Genomic DNA, 18500 nt, shown 5'->3' with positions numbered 1-18500 from the left:
GCCGCCCGCCTCCACCAAGGCCAGCGTGCGGCAGGTGGCGGACACGCGCGACAACCCGGTGGTGCGGCGCCGCACCACCGCCCCGGCCCCGGCTCCGGACGCGGTCCGTCGCGGCGCAACCGAACCGGCCGCGGCACGTGACGTCGCCGACCGGCCGCGGCGCAGCGAACCGGCACCGCGACGGGCCGCCGAGGCCCGCCGGGAATACGACCGGCGCGGCGACCACCGGACCCGCACCGACCGGCCCTACGAGCGGGGCGATGTTCCCCCGCCGCCCCGCAGGCAGTCCCCGGTTCCGGAGACCCCGGAATACCGGCGGCCCCGGGTGCGCTACCGGGACCGGTACGAGGACTGAGCGTGCCCGATCAGGCGCGCCGCGCGGAGCGCAGTTCCCGGGGCAGCGCGAACACCAGGGTCTCGTTGGCCGTGGTCACCGACTGCACATCGGCGAAGCCGTGCTCGGCGAGCAGGTCGATCACGCCGCGCACCAGAACCTCCGGCACCGATGCGCCCGAGGTGATCCCGACGGTCTGCACGCCCTCGAGCCAGGCCGGGTCGACCTCGCGGGCGTAGTCGACGAGATGCGCGGCCCGGGCACCGGCACCCAGCGCCACCTCCACGAGCCGCACCGAGTTCGACGAGTTGCGCGAGCCCACGACGATGACGAGGTCGCATTCGGGCGCCATCGCCTTGACCGCCACCTGCCGATTCTGGGTGGCGTAGCAGATGTCGTCGCTCGGGGGGTCCTGCAGCAGGGGGAACTTCGTGCGCAGCCGCTGGACCGTCTCCATGGTCTCGTCGACGCTGAGGGTGGTCTGCGACAGCCAGATCACCTTGGCCTCGTCGCGCACGGTGACGTGGTCGACCGCGTTGGGCCCGTCGACGAGCTGGACGTGGTCGGGAGCCTCGCCGGCGGTGCCTTCCACCTCCTCGTGACCCTCGTGACCGATGAGCAGGATGTCGTAGTCGTCGCGGGCGAAGCGCTTGGCCTCCTGGTGCACCTTCGTCACCAGCGGGCACGTGGCATCGATGGTGCGCAGGTTGCGTTCGGCGGCGGAGGCGTGCACCGCGGGCGAGACACCGTGCGCCGAGAACACCAGCACCGCGCCCGCCGGCACCTGGTCGGTCTCGTCGACGAAGACCACGCCACGCTCGGCGAGGGTCTCGACCACGTGACGGTTGTGGACGATCTCCTTGCGGACGTAGATCGGGGCACCGTGCTTCTCGAGTGCCTTCTCCACCGTTTCGACGGCCCGGTCGACGCCGGCGCAGTACCCGCGCGGCTCGGCGAGCAGGACGCGCTTACCGGCAGCAGGTGAACCGGCCGACCGAGTGATTCCGACTTCGAGGGGAACAGGCGCAGACATGCCTCCAGGGTACGGGCCGTTCGCGGGGTCGGCCCTCGTCGGCTACCAATCGGGCGGCACGTGAGGCAGTCTGTTTCTCATGATCCGTCCACCGTTCATGGCGCGGGTGGCGGCCGGGCTGGCCGTCACCGCGTACGAAGAGACCCTCAAGCTGCCGTCCACCGCGGTCGCGCTGCCGATGACCACGGTCAGCCAGATCCTTCAGACAACGATGCGGATCCAGCAGACGATGACGTCGCTCGCCATCAAGGGCGACCAGCTGTTCGAGCTGCTCGGCGCGGCCCCCGCCGAGGAGCCGTCGTGGGCCACCTTCGACGACGACGCCGAGGTGCCGGCGGGCACTGCCGAGATGTCGACCGCCGCGGCGCCGGGGCGGTTCGCGCTCTACTCGATGCCGCCGGCCGCGGAGGCCGCGGTGCCGGTGGCCACCGGCCCGAAGGCGGGCAAGTCCCCCGTCGCCGAGACGGAGACCGCCGGCTCCGGCGCCCCCGAGACCGGGTCGCCCGCCGAGTCCACCGCCGCGAAGATCAGCGCCGGCAAGACCGCCGTCGGCGGCGCCGACGCGGCCGGGGGCAAATCCGCGAAGAAGGCGGCGAAGAAGACGACCGCCGGGAGCGCGGCAGGATCCGAGGTGCCCGAGATCGTCGAACTGCTCGACTACCCGTCGCTGACCCTGGCACAGCTGCGGGCCCGGATGCGCACCCTGTCGGTCGAGGACCTGCGGGCGCTGCTGGAGTACGAGAGCGCCACGCGCGCACGCGACCCGTTCGAGACCATGCTGTCCAACCGGATCGCGAACGCAAGCACCAAGTGACCTCCGCGCCCACGGTCACCCCGTCCAACTCCGCGGAGCATCCGTGGCCGGTCCGGACCGTCTCGCAGAAGGTCGCCGGCTGGATCGACCGGCTCGGTTCGGTCTGGGTGGAGGGCCAGATCACCCAGCTCAACGTGCGTCCCGGCACCCGCACCGCGTTCCTCACGTTGCGGGATCCGTCGGCGGACATGTCGCTGTCGGTGACGTGCTCGCCGCAACTGGTGCAGAACTCCCCCGTTCCGCTCACCGAGGGCAGCCGGGTGGTGATGTTCGGCAAGCTGTCGTTCTGGACCGGCCGCGGCACCCTCGCCCTGCGGGTCACCGAGATCCGCGCCGTCGGTATCGGCGAACTCCTCGCCCGCATCGAGCGGCTGCGTGCGCTGCTCGCGGCCGAGGGACTGTTCGACCCTCGGCTCAAGCGGCCCCTGCCGTTCCTGCCGCAGCGGATCGGTCTGATCACCGGGCGCGCGAGCGCCGCCGAGCGGGACGTGCTCAGCGTCGCGCAGCGCCGATGGCCGGCCGTCCGTTTCGAGATCCGCAACACCGCCGTCCAGGGGCCCACCGCGGTCCCGCAGATCCTGGATGCGCTCGAGGAACTCGACGCCGACCCGTCCGTCGACGTCATCGTGCTCGCGCGCGGCGGCGGCAGCGTGGAGGACCTGCTGCCGTTCTCGGACGAGGCGCTGTGCCGCGCGATCGTCCGGTGCACGACGCCGGTGGTCAGCGCCATCGGGCACGAACCGGACAGCCCGCTGTCCGACCACGTCGCCGACCTGCGGGCGGCGACCCCCACCGACGCCGCCAAACGGATCGTGCCGGACGCGGTGGCCGAACAGGACCTGGTGGACGAGCTACGAGGGCGGTCGGCGGCGGCGCTGCGGAACTGGGTGCGCCGGGAGGAGCAGGTGATCGAGCAGTTGCGCAGCCGGCCGGTGCTCGCAGACCCCCTGCGCACCGTCGACCGGCGAAGCGAGGAGATCGAGCGGCTGCGGCAGTGCGCCCGTCGCGACGTGACCCGCGCGATCGACGCCGAGGCCGCCCGGATCGAGCACCTCGGCGCGCGGCTCGCGACCCTCGGTCCCGCCGCCACCCTCGCCCGCGGCTACGCGGTGGTCCAGCGGGTGGTCCCCGACGGGGATCCGGAGGTGCTGCGGTCGGCCGGCGACGCACCGCCCGGCACCCAGCTGCGGGTGCGGGTCACCGACGGGGCGCTGCGCGCCGCCGTCATCGGACGAGAGAAGTGACGGGGAACGGATGAGCGAGACGAAGACCACGGCCGCGAGCGGCCCGAAGGACACGGCCGCGAGCGGCCCGAAGGACACGGCCGCGAGCGGCCCGAAGACCACGGCCGCGAGCGGCCCGAACGACGACGTGGCGGAGTTCGGCTACGAGCGTGCGCGCGACGAACTGGTCAACGTGGTCAAGATGCTCGAACAGGGTGGCTTGGACCTGGACGATTCGCTGGCGCTGTGGGAACGGGGCGAGGCGCTCGCGCGGCGCTGCGAGGAGCATCTCGCCGGTGCCCGGCAGCGTGTGGAGACCGCGCTGTCGCACGCCGACGACGACGAGGAGTGAGCGGAGCGGCTGCTAGGGCTGCAGCGGTTCGGCCGCACCCGCGGCGGTCGCCAGCTCGCGGAACTCGGCCTCGTCGCCGGAGCCGCCGATGAGGATCCGGACGTCGCCGAAGTCGGACACCCACAGCGGTTCGACGCCCTCGCCGCCGTAGACCACCCAGTCGCGGCCGGCGAGGCTCTGCGCCCCGGTCGCGGTGCGCGGCTCCCCGGCGACGAACCGCACCAGCTCGTCCTCCCCCGCATTCGACTGGGTGAACCGCACGTACCGGCCGTCAGGGGTGATGAATCCGACGGTGCTCGAATCGCCACCCTGCTCGCCGGTGATGATGCTGCGGCTGCCGGAGTTGGCCTGCCAGTCCTCGGGCACCTTCGGCTGCCGGATCGGGAAGTCCAGCTCGCGGGCGTCGTACTTCAGGCCGGCGTCGACGTCGAAGCTGGGCACGGGTCCCGCCGTGGGGCCGCCGGGGCTGAAGGAGCATTGGCTGGCGATCGCGGCCACGACGACCATGATCAGCAGAAGCGGGATCAGCGACCACGCCATGTCGCGCGTGTCGTGGAGAATGCGGGGTTTCTGGGAGGCCACGCTTCCAGTCTGACAGCCGTCCGCACCGATACCCGCACGTGGCCGGGTCCGAGCCCCGCCGACGGGGCGGTGATGAGAGAATTACCACTCGAAACCATCGGAACCCGGCGGCTGTCCCCTCGGCGGCCGTCCCGCGTCGGCGTCCGCGCCGACCGACTGCATCAGGAGGCAGTAGCCCATGACGGCCAGCACCCCGACCCGCCGCCAGGCCCCGGACCGCAATCTCGCCCTCGAGCTGGTGCGTGTCACCGAGGCCGCGGCGATGGCTGCGGGCCGCTGGGTCGGCCGCGGTGACAAGGAAGGCGGCGACGGCGCCGCCGTCGACGCCATGCGTCACATGGTCAGCTCGGTGTCGATGCGCGGCGTCGTCGTGATCGGTGAGGGCGAGAAGGACGAGGCGCCCATGCTCTACAACGGCGAGGAGGTCGGCAACGGCGACGGCCCGCTGTGCGACGTGGCGGTCGACCCGATCGACGGCACCACCCTGATGGCGAAGGGTGCGCCCGGCTCCATCGCGGTGCTCGCCGTCGCCGAGCGCGGCGCCATGTTCGACCCGTCCGCCGTGTTCTACATGGACAAGATCGCCGTCGGCCCGGAGGCCGCGGACGTCATCGACATCACCGCGCCTGTCGCCGAGAACATCAGCCGGGTCGCGAAGGCGAAGCACTCGGAGATCTCCGACATCACCGTCACGATCCTCGACCGTCCCCGGCACGCGCAGCTCATCAGCGATGTGCGCGCGACTGGCGCGCGCATCCGCCTGATCTCCGACGGTGACGTCGCCGGCGCGATCGCCGCGGCGCGCCCGGGTTCGGGTGTCGACATGCTGCTCGGCATCGGCGGCACCCCGGAGGGCATCATCGCCGCGGCCGCGATGCGCTGCATGGGTGGCGCGCTGCAGGGCCGGCTGGCGCCGAAGGACGACGCGGAGCGGCAGAAGGCGATCGACGCGGGCCACGAACCGGGCCGCGTGCTGACCACCACGGACCTGGTCAAGGGTGAGAACATCTTCTTCTGCGCGACCGGCGTCACCGACGGCGAACTCGTCAAGGGTGTCCGCTACTACGGCGGCGGCGCGACGACGCAGTCGATCGTGATGCGCAGCAAGTCCGGCACCGTCCGGATGGTCGAGGCGTACCACCGTCTGAAGAAGCTCAGCGAGTTCACGTCGATCGATTTCCACGGCGTCGCGGGGGCCGTTCCTCCCATGCCGTGACCCGCTTCGCGGTCGTGGTGTCCTTTCGGATCTCCGCCGGTCCGAAGGGGCGCCCCTGCGGCGCGAGCCGCCTACTGTGAAGCCATGGCCGAGAATCCCGAGCAGCAGTTCCGAATCGAACACGACACCATGGGTGAGGTCCGGGTCCCGGCCGACGCCCTGTGGCGCGCTCAGACCCAGCGGGCCGTGGAGAACTTCCCGATCTCCGGCCGCGGCCTCGAACGCACCCAGATCCGCGCGATGGGCCTGCTCAAGGCGGCGTGTGCCCGGGTCAACCAGGACCTGGGCCTGCTCGACGCGGAGAAGGCCGACGCGATCGTCGCCGCCGCTACCGAGATCGCCGAGGGCCTGCACGACGACCAGTTCCCCATCGACGTGTTCCAGACCGGTTCGGGCACGAGCTCGAACATGAACGCCAACGAGGTCATCGCGAGCCTCGCCGCGCAGCGCGGGGTGACGGTGCATCCCAACGATCACGTCAACATGTCGCAGTCGTCGAACGACACCTTCCCCACCGCGACGCACGTCGCCGCCACCGAGGCGGCGGTGAAGGATCTCATCCCGGCCCTCGACCGGCTGCGGGCGTCCCTCGCCGCGAAGGCGGAGGAGTGGAAGCGGGTCGTCAAGTCCGGCCGGACCCATCTGATGGATGCCGTGCCGGTCACGCTCGGGCAGGAGTTCGGGGGCTACGCCCGGCAGATCGAGGCCGGCATCGAGCGGGTGCAGGCGACGCTGCCGCGGCTCGGCGAGCTGGCCATCGGCGGCACCGCCGTCGGGACGGGCCTGAATGCCCCCGAGGGGTTCGGCCCCCGCGTCGTCGCCGAACTGGTGCGCGCGACCGGGGTGGAGGCGCTGACGCCGGCGAAGAACAGTTTCGAAGCGCAGGCCGCGCGCGACGGTCTGGTCGAGGCGTCCGGGGCGCTGCGGACCATCGCGGTCTCGCTGACGAAGATCGCGAACGACATCCGGTGGATGGGGTCGGGTCCGTTGACGGGTCTCGCCGAGATCCAGCTGCCGGACCTGCAGCCGGGCAGCTCGATCATGCCGGGCAAGGTGAACCCCGTGCTGCCGGAGGCGGTGACCCAGGTGGCGGCGCAGGTCGTGGGCAACGACGCGGCCGTGGCGTGGGGCGGCGCCGCGGGCGCGTTCGAGCTCAACGTGTACATCCCGATGATGGCCCGCAACCTGCTCGAGTCGTTGCGCCTGCTGGCCAACGTCTCGCGCCTGTTCGCCGAGCGGTGCGTCGACGGTCTCGTGGCGAACACCGAGCACCTGCGCACCCTGGCGGAGTCGTCGCCGTCGATCGTGACGCCGCTGAACTCGGCGATCGGATACGAGGAGGCCGCCGCGGTCGCGAAGGAGGCGCTGCGGGAGAAGAAGACGATCCGGCAGGCGGTGATCGACCGGGGCCTGATCGGCGACGGCCTGAGCGAGGAGGAGCTGGACCGGCGGCTCGACGTGCTGGCGATGACGCGGGTCGAGCCGCAGGGCTGACTGCGCCCGACGCCGGTGGGTCTTGTGACAGGCGTCTCATCGTGGTCTCATATGAAGCTGAATTCCAATTCAGGTCTTCAGGAAGCGAGACGCCATGACCACCGTCCCCACCGTCACCGGCACCGTCGACAGCGGCAGCCTCGGCCGGACGTTGATGCACGAGCACCTGTTCGTCCTCTCCCCCGAACTGCACGGCAACTGGGACATCGGCGTCGACCTCGACGCGGCGGTCGCGGAGGCGATCGACCGCGTCCGGGAGGTGCACGCGGCCGGCTTCGACACGTTCGTCGACCTCACCGTGGTCGGCACGGGCCGCAACATCGACCTGATCCGGCGGGTCGCCGAGGCCACCGACATGAACATCGTCGTGGCGACCGGTCTCTACACCTACATGGACCTGCCGCACTACTTCCACTACCGCGGCCCCGGCACCCTGTTCGGTGGCCCGGAACCCCTGGTGGACTTCTTCGTCCGCGACATCGAGGAGGGCATCCTCGATTCCGGAGTGCGCGCCGGAATGCTCAAGTGCGCCATCGACGCCCCGGGCCTGACCGCAGGCGTCGAACGCACGGCCCGGGCCGTGGCGGTCGCCCACCGCCGCACCGGCGTGCCGATCACCGTGCACACCCACGCCCACTCCGAGTCGGGGCTGGTGATGCAGCGCCTGTTCACCGAGGAGGGTGTCGACCTCTCCCGTGTGATCGTCGGCCACAGCGGCGATTCCGACGACATCGGCTACCTCACGTCGCTGATGGACGCCGGGTCGTATATCGGCATGGACCGCTGCGGCGTCGACGTCTACCTCGGATTCGAGCAGCGGGTGAAGACCATCGCGACCCTCGTCGAGCGCGGCTATGCCGGCCGGATGCTGCTGTCGCAGGACTACGCCACCCTCAACGACTGGCTCGATCCGAAGATGCTCGCCGTGGAGACGCCGCGGTGGAGCTACATGCACCTGCACAACGACGTGCTGCCCGCCCTGCGGGAGGCCGGGGTGAGCGAGGCGGACATCGACCGGATGCTGATCGACAACCCGCGCGAGATCTTCGAACGCCGCGACACGTACTGAGTCGGGTGCCGTCCGCTGCCGGGTGTGGCACCCGGCAGCGGACGGCGCGGATCACACCGCCGACTCGGAGCGGCGTACGACGAACCGGGACAACTCGTCCCGGTCGATGGCCCGCTTGAGGATCTTCCCGGACGCCCCCTTCGGCAGTGCGTCGACGAAGCGGACGATGCGGGGTGCCTTGTAGGCGGACAACCGCTCCCGGCACCATCGCACGACGTCCTCGGCGTCGGCGCCGCCGCCGTCGCGCAGCACGACCACCGCGGCGATCTCCTCGCCGTAGTGCCGGTCCGGGACGCCCACCACGGCGGCCTCGACGACGTCGGGATGCTCGTAGAGCACCTCCTCCACCTCGCTGGGGTACACGTTGTAGCCGCCGCGGATGACGAGGTCCTTGACCCGGTCGACGATGCGCAACCGGCCCTGCTCGTCGAACTCTCCGAGGTCGCCGGTGCGGAACCAGCCCTGCTCGTCGAGCACGGCCGCGGTGTCTGCCGGGCGCTGCCAGTAGCCGGCCATGACGACGGGTCCGCGGACGAACACCTCCCCCACCTCGCCGGGCCCGCACGGGGCACCGTCCGGCCCGTAGACCTCGACCTCGATGTCCGGGGCCGCGGTTCCGCTGTACCCGATGCGCGCCGGGACGTCCCCCCACGAGAAGGTCGCCATGGCCGTGGTTTCCGTCAGGCCGTAGCCCTCCCGGATGGTGCAGCCGAAGCGCTGCCCGAAGTCGCGGGCCACCTCACCCGGCAGCGACGCTCCCCCCGAGACCGCCAGCCGCAGCCCCTCGAAATCCGCCGGGCCGTAGGGCGATTCGGCATGCAGCATCGCGTTCCACATGGTCGGAACCCCGCACACCACCGTCAGCCGATCCCGGACCACGAGATCGAGCATCGCCGCCGGGTCGAACGGGGACAGCAGGGACAGGGAGGATCCGGCGGTGAACGCCGACATCATCACCGAGGCCTGGCCGAAGATGTGGAACAGCGGCAATCCGGTCCCCACACGGTCCTCGGGTCCCGATCCGGACAATGTGCACGAAATACGGCCCGCGGACAGCAGATTCGAGACGGTGAGCTGGGCCCCCTTGGGGCGGCCGGTGGTGCCCGACGTGTACAGCACCGCCGCGATGTCGCCGTCGGCACGGTCGACGGGGTCGATGGGGTCCTCCTCGACCGCGGCGCCCGGCTCCAGCGGCAGCCACGGCACGCCGAGACCCTCCGCGGCCTCGGCCACCGAGGCGGAGGCGCCGTGCCAGGCGATCGCGAGCACGGCCCGCGAGTCCCCGAGCGTATAGCTCAGCTCGGCCGCGGTGGACATGGTGTTCACCGGAACCACCACGGCGCCGACCGCCTGGATGCCCAGGTATGCCACGACGAATTCGGGTACCGACGGGGCGAGCAGGAGCACCCGGTCGCCGGTGGTGACGCCGCGACCGCGGAGCAGTGCGCCGTAGCGCAGCGCGTCGTCGCGAAGCCGGCGATAGCTTCGCTGCCCGTCCTGCGTGCGCAGGGCGATGCGTTCCGGCGCCGCGTCCGCATGGGCGAGGACGGGGTCGAGAACACTGGCCATGACTGGTTTCCCTTCGTCGAGTGACATTTTGGGGGGAGGCCCGCTCGTGATTGACATCACATGACGGATGCCCCAGACTAGCACCACAGCCTGAACCCGAATTCATGTTTGAGTGCTGTTTCTCGGCCCGTCCGACCGGAGGAATTGATCTGTGACATCGTCATCCGTGAGTCCGACCGGCATCGCGCCCGCCGGCACGTCGCACCACACGCGCGCTCATCGTAAGCTGCTCGCCGCCGGGCTCATCGGCAGCTCGATCGAGTGGTACGACTTCTTTCTCTACGGCACCGCCGCGGCGCTGGTCTTCCCGCACGTGTTCTTCCCCGACAGCTCACCCCTGATGGGAACGCTGTTGTCCTTCAGCACCTTCTGGGCCGGATTCGTGGCCCGTCCCATCGGCGGACTCGTAGCCGGCCACTTCGGTGACCGCTACGGCCGCAAACCCGTCGTCGTGGTCTCCCTGCTGCTCATGGGCCTGGCGACGTTCCTCATCGGCTGCCTGCCCTCCGCCGCCTCCATCGGCGTCCTCGCCCCCATCCTCCTGGTGACGCTGCGCTTCCTGCAGGGCATCGCCTGCGGCGGACAGTGGGGCGGAATCGTCCTGCTGCTCACCGAGTCCGCGGATCCCAAGCGGCGCGGCTTCGCCGGCACGTTCGGGCAGATGGGTGTGCCGTGCGGCGTCATCCTGGGCAACGTCGCCTTCCTGACGGCGACGGCCGCGATGCCGAACGAGGTGTTCCTCGACTGGGGCTGGCGGATCCCGTTCCTCGCCAGCGCGGCGCTGTTCCCCGTCGTCCTCTACATCCAGACCAAGGTGGAGGACACCCCCGAATTCCGGGAACTGCAGGCCGAAGTCGCAGCAACCCGGCCCGAGCAGCAGGTCGTCCAGGCCCCGCTGGCCGAGGCGATCCGCACCCACTGGCGCAAGATCCTGCTGGGCTGCGGCCTGCTCGCCGCGACGAACTCGCTGTTCTACATCAGCATCGCCGGCGTCCTGAGCTACGGCACCACCGAACTCGGCATGAACCGCAACTCGATCCTGGCCGTGTCGCTGGCCAGCTCGCTGGTGGGTCTCGGGTTCATCCTGTGGTCGGGGTGGATCTCCGACCGCGTCGGCCGCCGGCCGATGATCATGATCGGGGCCGCGGCGCTCGTGCTGTGGGCCTTCCCCTACTTCTGGCTCGTCAACACCGCGAATCTCGTGTTGTTCGCGGTGGCCGTCACGGTCGGCTCGATCTTCCAGTCCATGACGTACGGCCCACTGGCGGCGTACCTGGGCGAGCTCTTCGAACCGAACGTCCGGCTCTCGGGCGCGTCGCTCGCCTACCAGCTCGCCGCCGTCACCGTCAGCGGTGGCACGCCGTTCATCATGACCGCCCTGATCGCCAACACCGGCACGACGACGTGGGTCTCGGTGTTCGTGGCCCTGATGGGCGCCCTCACGCTGTTCTCGGCGTGGGTGCTGAAGGAGACCAACCCCGCGGCGGTGCGCTGCGACCCGAAGGCCGTCCCGGGCATCGCCCACGCACGGTAACCGGAACGGGTGCTGCCGGCCTCCACGATCACTCGTGGAGGCCGGCAGCATCTTTGCCGTATACCCCTCAGGCGACGACGCGGGCGAGCGACTCGGCCACCGCGACCGGCTTCTCCTGCCCCTCGCGCTCGAACGTCTGCAGCGTCCGGATCTGGATGCCGCCACCGGCGGCCTCGGCCCCGAGAACCTGCATGCGCATCCGGATGCGGGAGCCCACCGGCAGCGGCGAGACGAAGCGCACCTTGTCGTAGCCGTAGTTGAGCCCGTGGGCGAACCCGTCGAAGCTCATGAGCTTGTAGGACAGTCCCGGCCCCAGCGAGAGCACGAGCAGACCGTGCGCGATCGTCGTGCCCAGAGGACTCGTCGCGGCGCGCTCGGGGTCGACGTGGATCCACTGGTGGTCGTCGGTGACCTCGGCGAAGGCGTTCACGAGTTCCTGGGTGACCGGCACCCAGTCCGTCGGCCCGATATCCCGTCCCACCAGGGCCTGGAGGTCGTCGAGGCCCGTGGGACGCACGGGCAGGGTGGTGATGTCGTCGGTCATGGATGCTTCCTCTCCGCGCGGCCGGAACGACTCGCGCCGAATCAAAACTTGAAGTTGAAACCGCGTTCAACTATACAGAGAGGGAGACGTCCCGTCACCATCCTCTTCGCGACGCACCGCCTTCGACGACGGGCGATCCCAGCCCTGCCCCCCTTCCGCCAGGAGTGACCATGTCGGTCTACGAAATGTCCGAGCGCACCGTGCAGTACCGCGACACCCTGCTCGCCTTCATGGACGAGCACGTCTACCCCGCCGAGGCGGTGTACGAGGAGCAGATGCGCGCCTCCGGGGACCCGCACTTCCAGCCCCCGATCCTCGAGGAGCTCAAGGCCGAGGCCCGCCGGCGTGGCCTGTGGAACCTCTTCCACCCCCACCCCGACTGGGGCCCGGGCCTGACCAACCTCGAGTACGCGCCCCTCGCCGAGATCATGGGCCGCAGCCACATCGCCTCCGAGGCGTGCAACTGCAACGCCCCCGACACCGGCAACATGGAGGTGCTCACCCTCTTCGGGACCGACGAGCACAAGGAGAAGTACCTGCGCCCGCTGCTCGAGGGCACGATGGCCTCGGCGTTCGCGATGACCGAACCCGCCGTCGCCAGCTCCGACGCCACCAACATCGAGCTGTCCATGGTCCGGGACGGCGACGAGTACGTCCTCAACGGGCGTAAGTGGTTCGCCTCCAACGCGATGCACAAGAACTGCAAGGTACTCATCGTGATGGGCAAGACCGATCCCACCGCCGCCCCGCACCGCCAGCAGTCGATGATGGTCGTCCCGATCGACGCCCCCGGCGTGACAGTGGTGCGCAACCTGCCGGTCTTCGGGTACGCCGACCGCGAGGGCCACGCCGAGATCACCTTCGAGAACGTGCGGGTGCCGAGCAAGGACGTCCTCGCGGGCGAGGGCGAGGGCTTCGCGATCAGCCAGGCCCGGCTCGGACCCGGCCGCATCCACCACTGCATGCGCGCCATCGGCATGGCCGAGCGGGCCCTCGAGCTCCTGTGCCGGCGCGCGTCGAGCCGGGTGACGTTCGGTCAGCCCCTCAGCGAGCGCGCCAACATCCAGGACTGGATCGCCGAGGCCCGCATCGAGATCGAGATGACCCGGCTGCTCACCCTGAAGGCGGCGCACCTGATGGACACCGTCGGCAACAAGCAGGCACGCATGGAGATCGCGGCCATCAAGGTCGCCGCCCCGACGATGGCGCTGAAGATCATCGACCGTGCCATCCAGGTGCACGGCGGCGGCGGCGTCACCGACGACTTCCCGCTCGCGATGATGTACGCACACATGCGCACGCTGCGCCTCGCCGACGGCCCCGACGAGGTGCACAAGCGCTCCATCGCCGTCGCCGAGCTGCGCAAGTACCGCACCGCTCCCGCCGGCGCCCCGTCGGTCAACGGCCACAAGGTGACGGTGGGCTGACCCATGACCGGACTCGATCTGACCGGCCGCACCGCGATCGTCACCGGGGCGTCCCGCGGTATCGGCCTGGCCGTCGCCCGGGACCTCGCGGCGGCCGGCGCGAACGTGGTGCTCACCTCCCGCAAGCAGGACGCGGCCGACGCCGCGGCCGCGCAGGTCACCGCGGCCGGGGTGCGGGGCACCGCACTCGGTGTCGGCGCGCACGCGGTCGACGAGGACGCGGCCCGGCGGTGCGTCGAACTCACCGTCGAGCGGTTCGGGCGCCTGGACATCCTCGTCAACAACGCCGGCACCAACCCCGCGTTCGGCCCGGTGATCGCCCAGGACCACGCCCGGTTCGCCAAGACCTTCGACGTCAACCTGTGGGGTCCGGTGCTGTGGACCTCCCTGGCCGTGCGGGAGTGGATGGGCGAGCACGGGGGCGCGGTCGTCAACACCGCCTCCGTCGGCGGGATGGCACCCGAAGCGAACATCGGCCTCTACAACGCCTCGAAGGCGGCGCTGATCCACCTCACCCGCCAGCTCGCCCTCGAGCTGGCGCCGCGGGTGCGGGTCAACGCCGTCGCCCCGGGCGTCGTGCGCACTCGCCTGGCCGAGGCCCTGTGGAAGGACCACGAGGACCGGCTCGACGCGGCCCTGCCGCTCGGCAGGATCGGCGAACCGGCCGACATCGCCTCGGCGGTGGCCTTCCTCGCCTCCGACGCGGCGAGCTGGATCACCGGCGAGACCCTCGTCGTCGACGGTGGAGCGATGCTCGGTACCGCCGCCGCAGCCGAGGCCGGCGTCGCCGCCCGCTGAGCGCACCTCCGCACACCGAACTCGAGCGAAAGGTAACCCTATGAAGGCCTGGCGAATTCACGAAGTGGGCGAGCCCAAGGAAGCGCTGCAGCTGACGGACGTCCCCGACCCCGAGGCGGGGCCCGGACGGCTCGTCGTGCGCGTCGCCGCGGCGCCGGCCAACTTCCCCGACGTGCTGCTGTGCCGCGGGCAGTACCAGCTGAAGCCGGAACTGCCCTTCACACCGGGCGTCGAACTCGCCGGGACCGTCGTCGCGGCCGGCGAGGGCGTCACCCGCTTCGCCGTCGGCGACCGGATCATCGGCAATCCCGAGTTCCCCTTCGGCGGATTCGCCGAGCTCGCCGTGGTTCCGGAGGAGGACGCCTACCGCGCTCCGGCGTCCCTCGACGACGCCGAGGCCTCGGCGCTGTCGATCGGGTACCAGACGTCGTGGTTCGCCCTGCACCGCCGTACGCAGTTGCGGGCCGGGGAGACCCTGCTCGTGCACGCTGCCGCCGGTGGGGTCGGCAGTGCCGCAGTGCAACTCGGCAAGGCCGCCGGGGCCACCGTGATCGGTGTCGTCGGCGGCGCCGAGAAGGCCGACTACTGCCGGGCTCTCGGCGCCGACGTCGTCGTCGACCGGCACCGCGAGGACTTCGTCGACGTCGTCAAGGACGTCACCGCCGGCCGCGGCGCGGACGTGATCTACGACCCCGTCGGCGGCGACTCGTACAACCGCTCCACCAAGTGCATCGCGTTCGAGGGCCGCATCCTGGTGATCGGGTTCGCCGGGGGCACCATCCCGCAACCGGCGCTGAACCACGCGCTCATCAAGAACTACTCGATCATCGGCCTGCACTGGGGCCTGTACCGGCAGTACAACCGTGCCGCGATCGAGGCGTGCCACGAGGAACTGTGCCGCCTCGCCGACGACGGCGCCATCAAGCCGCTGATCAGCGAGCGGCTCTCCCTCGACGACGTCGCCGACGGGGTGGCCCGCCTCGGGGACGGGCACACCGTCGGCCGGCTCGTGTTCCAGCCGTAGCCGGCGCGGGCTACATCGGGACGGGTTACTTCGGGATCACCTGCGTCGCACCCGCGACGTAGGTGATGGTGCCCATCTCGAACTCGCTCTCCAGGCCGTTCGGGATCGGGCGCTCGTCACTGATCGGGAAGCCGAGTTCACCCTCCGCGCCGCCCTGGGCCTCCCAGGCGGTGCGGATCTCGCCCCACACCACGTGCGAGTCGGTGTCGGGACTCCAGGCGATGATGCCGCCCTCGAACTCCGCAATGTAGCCGTCGCCGACGTCCTGCTGATCCGCGGTCGGCGCCCCGAGCGGGCTGTTCGCCCCGCCGATCTCGTTGTACTTCGCGAGAATCGGCCCGCTGATGGTGTACTCGGCGCCGCCCGCACCCGGCAGCGTGGTCGTCTCCTCCACGGAGGCGCCCGGTTCCGTGGGGCCTCCGGTTCCGGTGGCGTCTTCGACCGCGGACCGGGCGGCGGACGTTGCCCCCTCGACCGCGGACTGCGCTGCACTCGTGGCGCTGCCGACCACATCCTCTGCGGTGGTGCCGTCGTCGCTGCTGCAGCCGGCCAATACCAGCCCTGCAGCGGCGACGGCCGCGGCGACAGTGGCAGAACGACGCGGGATTCGATTCATGGGATCACTCCTCGTTGGCATCCGAACACCGGCCCCTCGACGCTAACCATCCCGTACCGTCCCGTGCGGCGGTTTCCTCGCGCCGGACCGGACCGCGCGGCCGGTGCCCGTCCGCGCCCCGCCGCGATCGCAGCATCGGCGCAGGTCGCGCCCGGTGCGGCGGTTCGACCGTCCCGGCCCGCTCTCCTCGTCACAGTCGGACAACGATCGGCGAACGAGGCTGCGACCGGCGTCCGTCGCCGTCACCGGCGCCCGTGACGCGGAACAGAACGCTTCCGCGCCACGGACGCAGGGCTTACCATGCGACGGACGAGAAAGGCCGTGACATGCGCGCACCCCGTCGTCGCCGGATCGGCGCCGCCCTCGCCCTCGTGGCGACCCTGTCGGCCGGGTGCGTCTCGGTCGACACCGATTCCCCGACGTCCTCGGCACCGGCCTCGCCGGAGTCCCGGTCGCTCACTCCCCCGCAGGTTGCCGGCGTCGACATCCCGGACGGGCAGGTCGACGACGCCGTCGCCCGCCTCGACGACCTCGCACGCGAACTGATGGATCGGACCGCCATCCCCGGGATGGCCGTCGCGGTCGTGCACCGCGGTGAGATCGTGTACGCGAAGGGGTTCGGTGTGCGCGAGGCCGGCCGCGACGCCGCAGTGGATGCCGACACCGTCTTCCAGCTGGCGTCGATGTCGAAGCCGCTCGGCGCAACCGTCGTCGCACACCAGGTCGGCGAGGGCGTGATCGGCTGGGACACCCCGGTGATCGAACGCCTGCCGGGCTTCGCCCTCGCGGACCCGTACGTGACGAGCCGCGTGACCGTCGGCGATCTCTACGCCCATCGCTCCGGGCTTCCCGACCACGCCGGCGACGAGCTCGAGGATCTCGGTTTCGACCGCGAGCAGGTGTTCGACCGGTTCCGCCTGCTGCCGCTCGGGCCGTTCCGGGATTCCTACGAGTACACCAACTTCGGGCTCACGGCCGCGGCGCAGGCGGTGGCCGACGCGTCCGGGGCCGACTGGGCGGACCTGTCGGCACGGGTGCTGTACGAACCCCTCGGAATGACCTCCACCAGTTCACGATTCGAGGACTACGAGGCCCGGCCCAACCGGGCCGTGGGTCATCAGCTCGTCGACGGCGACTACGTCGCGCGCGCCGTCCGCGATCCCGACGCCCAGTCCCCGGCCGGCGGGGTGAGCGCCTCGGTCACCGACGTCGCGCGGTGGCTGACCATGCTGCTCGGCGACGGTGAGTACCAGGGCCGGCGCATCGTCGACGCGGACGCCCTGCTGCCGGCGGTGTCCCCGCAGGCCGTGTCGAGCCCGCCGGGCACCGTCGACAGCCGGGCGGGGTTCTACGGGTACGGGTTCAATGTGGGCACGAGCCCGGCCGGGCGGGTGACGCTGAGCCATTCCGGGGCGTTCTCGCTGGGTGCCGCGACCGCGTTCACGGCCCTGCCGTCGGCGGACGTCGCGATCGTCGCGCTCACCAATGCCGCCCCGATCGGCGTGCCGGAGACCCTCGCCGCCGAGTTCGCCGATCTCGTGCAGTTCGGCGAGATCCGCGAGGACTGGTTCGCCCTCTACGAGAAGGCGTTCGCATCGTTCGACGACCCGAAGGGCTCGCTCGTCGGACGCCCCGCTCCCACGAATCCGGCCCCGGCCCGCCCCCTCGGGCAGTACACCGGCGTCTACACCAGCGAGTACTACGGTCCCGCGCGGATCGACGATCGCGCCGGCACACTGGTGCTCACCATCGGTCCCGCCGGGCAGACCTACCGGCTCGACCATTGGGACGGCGACGTGTTCACCTTCCCGATCGACGGCGGTGAGAACGCCCCGGACGGGACGATCTCCACGGCCACCTTCACCCCCGACGGCGTCACGTTCGAGTACTGGAACGAGAACGGCCTGGGAACCTTCACCCGAACAGGAGCGTCATGACCGAGCCGCACACCTCCGTGGACGAGAAGTCCGTCGCCGTCGTCCGCGAGTTCCTCGACGCGATGGTCGCCGAGGACGTCGAGCGCGCCGTCGCCCTCCTCGACCCGGACATCGCCTGGCACAACACGTCGCTGCCGACCGTGCGGGGCCTGCCCCGCGTGCGGCGCATCCTCGAGGGCCTGCGCCGGCCGTCGCTGGGCTTCGACGTCACCATCCATCACATCGCCGCGACCGGAAACGTGGTGCTCACCGAGCGCACCGACGTCCTGCGCCTCGGCCCCGTCTCCGCCCGGTTCTGGGTGTGCGGCACGTTCGAGCTGCGCGACGGGAAGATCGCGGTGTGGGACGACCACTACAACGTCGGCACGTTCGTCGGCGCATTGGGCGCCGGCGCGCTCCGGGCGGTGCTGCGCCGGTCGTAGAATCTCCCCGGCCGCCGAACCGTTCGACGGCGACGAGGCAGGGAGCACGACGATGACCGACGCCGACCGGACGCCCGCATTCGAGGCCGGAGTTCAGGTCCGCAGCGAGGTGATGGGCGCCGACTTCGTCGAGCGGGCCTTCGACCGCGCCCGCGGCACCGACTCCGAGGAGATGCAGGAGTTCGTCACCGAGCACGTGTGGGGCTCGGTGTGGACCCGGCCGGGACTCGACCGTCGCAGCCGCAGCCTGCTCAACCTGGGCATGCTGATCGCGCTGCGCGCGGAGAACGAGCTGCGCGGGCACGTGCGCGGCGCCCTGCGAAACGGTCTGACCCGCACCGAGATCGTCGAGGCGGTCATCCACGCGGGCGCCTACTGCGGCGCCCCGGCCGGCCTGGCCGCGATGCGCGTCGTCCAGGAGGTTCTCGAGGCCGAACTCGGCCCGCGCCCCTCGCAGGACTGACCCGCTCGCGCGGGGCGGTGGCCGAATGTCACATCGGGTCGATCACATC

At 71.0% G+C, this 18500-nt stretch carries 18 protein-coding genes and 1 pseudogene; 14 read left to right on the top strand and 5 right to left on the bottom strand.

Annotated features, from left to right (window positions below; all coding sequences use genetic code 11):
- Window positions 1-355, top strand: a pseudogene (locus AIIKEEIJ_RS26570) (DUF6542 domain-containing protein); the annotation flags it as partial.
- 10 nt (window positions 356-365) lie between these two features.
- On the opposite strand, the gene AIIKEEIJ_RS26565 reads toward AIIKEEIJ_RS26570, so the two are convergent.
- Window positions 366-1367 (bottom strand): 4-hydroxy-3-methylbut-2-enyl diphosphate reductase, encoded by a 1002-nt coding sequence (locus tag AIIKEEIJ_RS26565; RefSeq protein ID WP_161996905.1) that lies wholly within the window; start codon window positions 1365-1367, stop codon window positions 366-368.
- Window positions 1368-1446: 79 nt separating this feature from the next.
- Between AIIKEEIJ_RS26565 and AIIKEEIJ_RS26560 the strand changes: the two genes are divergently transcribed.
- From AIIKEEIJ_RS26560 to AIIKEEIJ_RS34140, 3 genes are all read left to right on the top strand, one after another.
- Window positions 1447-2181: a lipid droplet-associated protein gene (locus AIIKEEIJ_RS26560; protein ID WP_161996904.1), complete on the top strand. Its 735-nt coding sequence runs from the start codon at window positions 1447-1449 to the stop codon at window positions 2179-2181.
- Entirely contained in the window at window positions 2178-3425 is a 1248-nt protein-coding gene (xseA, locus tag AIIKEEIJ_RS26555) for an exodeoxyribonuclease VII large subunit (RefSeq protein ID WP_161996903.1), read from the top strand. The genes AIIKEEIJ_RS26560 and xseA overlap by 4 nt, the downstream gene beginning before the upstream one ends.
- Before the next feature lie 127 nt (window positions 3426-3552).
- On the top strand, window positions 3553-3756 hold the full coding sequence (locus AIIKEEIJ_RS34140; RefSeq protein ID WP_037201491.1) for an exodeoxyribonuclease VII small subunit: 204 nt from the start codon (window positions 3553-3555) through the stop codon (window positions 3754-3756).
- 12 nt (window positions 3757-3768) lie between these two features.
- On the opposite strand, the gene AIIKEEIJ_RS26545 is transcribed toward AIIKEEIJ_RS34140, so the two are convergent.
- The gene (locus tag AIIKEEIJ_RS26545; protein ID WP_072634681.1) at window positions 3769-4338 is read right to left on the bottom strand and encodes a DUF4245 domain-containing protein; all 570 of its coding nucleotides are present in this window, start codon (window positions 4336-4338) and stop codon (window positions 3769-3771) included.
- 178 nt (window positions 4339-4516) lie between these two features.
- Here AIIKEEIJ_RS26545 and glpX point away from each other — a divergent pair, with 178 nt between their 5' ends.
- The 3 genes from glpX to AIIKEEIJ_RS26530 all read left to right on the top strand — a co-directional run bounded on the left by glpX (window position 4517) and on the right by AIIKEEIJ_RS26530 (window position 8117).
- Entirely contained in the window at window positions 4517-5554 is a 1038-nt protein-coding gene (gene glpX / locus AIIKEEIJ_RS26540) for a class II fructose-bisphosphatase (RefSeq protein WP_006932905.1), read from the top strand.
- A gap of 84 nt (window positions 5555-5638) precedes the next feature.
- Entirely contained in the window at window positions 5639-7048 is a 1410-nt protein-coding gene (locus tag AIIKEEIJ_RS26535; RefSeq protein ID WP_161996902.1) for an aspartate ammonia-lyase, read from the top strand.
- A gap of 94 nt (window positions 7049-7142) precedes the next feature.
- Window positions 7143-8117, top strand: coding sequence for a phosphotriesterase family protein (locus tag AIIKEEIJ_RS26530; RefSeq protein WP_006932897.1), 975 nt, complete (start codon window positions 7143-7145; stop codon window positions 8115-8117).
- Between the two features lie 51 nt (window positions 8118-8168).
- On the opposite strand, the gene AIIKEEIJ_RS26525 is transcribed toward AIIKEEIJ_RS26530, so the two are convergent.
- Window positions 8169-9686: a class I adenylate-forming enzyme family protein gene (locus tag AIIKEEIJ_RS26525; protein ID WP_006932894.1), complete on the bottom strand. Its 1518-nt coding sequence runs from the start codon at window positions 9684-9686 to the stop codon at window positions 8169-8171.
- 151 nt (window positions 9687-9837) lie between these two features.
- Here AIIKEEIJ_RS26525 and AIIKEEIJ_RS26520 point away from each other — a divergent pair, with 151 nt between their 5' ends.
- Window positions 9838-11220: an MFS transporter gene (locus AIIKEEIJ_RS26520; protein ID WP_338021016.1), complete on the top strand. Its 1383-nt coding sequence runs from the start codon at window positions 9838-9840 to the stop codon at window positions 11218-11220.
- Between the two features lie 67 nt (window positions 11221-11287).
- Here AIIKEEIJ_RS26520 and AIIKEEIJ_RS26515 read toward each other — a convergent pair whose 3' ends face one another.
- Complete coding sequence (locus tag AIIKEEIJ_RS26515; protein WP_029542221.1) at window positions 11288-11764, bottom strand: MaoC family dehydratase; 477 nt, start codon at window positions 11762-11764, stop codon at window positions 11288-11290.
- Window positions 11765-11934: 170 nt separating this feature from the next.
- Between AIIKEEIJ_RS26515 and AIIKEEIJ_RS26510 the strand changes: the two genes are divergently transcribed.
- The 3 genes from AIIKEEIJ_RS26510 to AIIKEEIJ_RS26500 are packed head-to-tail and all read left to right on the top strand — an operon-like array spanning window position 11935 to window position 15013.
- Complete coding sequence (locus AIIKEEIJ_RS26510; protein WP_029542219.1) at window positions 11935-13191, top strand: acyl-CoA dehydrogenase family protein; 1257 nt, start codon at window positions 11935-11937, stop codon at window positions 13189-13191.
- Between the two features lie 3 nt (window positions 13192-13194).
- Entirely contained in the window at window positions 13195-13989 is a 795-nt protein-coding gene (locus AIIKEEIJ_RS26505) for an SDR family oxidoreductase (RefSeq protein ID WP_043799712.1), read from the top strand.
- Between the two features lie 40 nt (window positions 13990-14029).
- Window positions 14030-15013, top strand: coding sequence for an NADPH:quinone oxidoreductase family protein (locus AIIKEEIJ_RS26500; protein ID WP_006940405.1), 984 nt, complete (start codon window positions 14030-14032; stop codon window positions 15011-15013).
- A 25-nt stretch (window positions 15014-15038) separates the two neighbouring features.
- Here AIIKEEIJ_RS26500 and AIIKEEIJ_RS26495 read toward each other — a convergent pair whose 3' ends face one another.
- On the bottom strand, window positions 15039-15629 hold the full coding sequence (locus tag AIIKEEIJ_RS26495; protein ID WP_029542213.1) for an LGFP repeat-containing protein: 591 nt from the start codon (window positions 15627-15629) through the stop codon (window positions 15039-15041).
- A 326-nt stretch (window positions 15630-15955) separates the two neighbouring features.
- Between AIIKEEIJ_RS26495 and AIIKEEIJ_RS26490 the strand changes: the two genes are divergently transcribed.
- The 3 genes from AIIKEEIJ_RS26490 to AIIKEEIJ_RS26480 are packed head-to-tail and all read left to right on the top strand — an operon-like array spanning window position 15956 to window position 18451.
- Window positions 15956-17566, top strand: a complete 1611-nt coding sequence (locus AIIKEEIJ_RS26490) for a serine hydrolase (protein WP_043799707.1) — start codon at window positions 15956-15958, stop codon at window positions 17564-17566.
- The gene (locus tag AIIKEEIJ_RS26485; protein ID WP_161996901.1) at window positions 17563-17988 is read left to right on the top strand and encodes a limonene-1,2-epoxide hydrolase family protein; all 426 of its coding nucleotides are present in this window, start codon (window positions 17563-17565) and stop codon (window positions 17986-17988) included. The genes AIIKEEIJ_RS26490 and AIIKEEIJ_RS26485 overlap by 4 nt, the downstream gene beginning before the upstream one ends.
- Window positions 17989-18040: 52 nt before the next feature.
- Window positions 18041-18451 carry a carboxymuconolactone decarboxylase family protein gene (locus AIIKEEIJ_RS26480; protein ID WP_006940401.1) on the top strand — a complete coding sequence of 137 codons (411 nt, stop codon included), beginning with the start codon at window positions 18041-18043 and terminating at the stop codon, window positions 18449-18451.
- Window positions 18452-18500 lie beyond the last annotated feature (49 nt).

This window comes from Rhodococcus sp. YH1 (genome assembly GCF_009939605.1).
In the GTDB taxonomy this organism is placed as follows: Bacteria; Actinomycetota; Actinomycetes; order Mycobacteriales; family Mycobacteriaceae; genus Rhodococcus; species Rhodococcus aetherivorans.
This window is presented reverse-complemented; position numbering and strand designations above follow the sequence as displayed.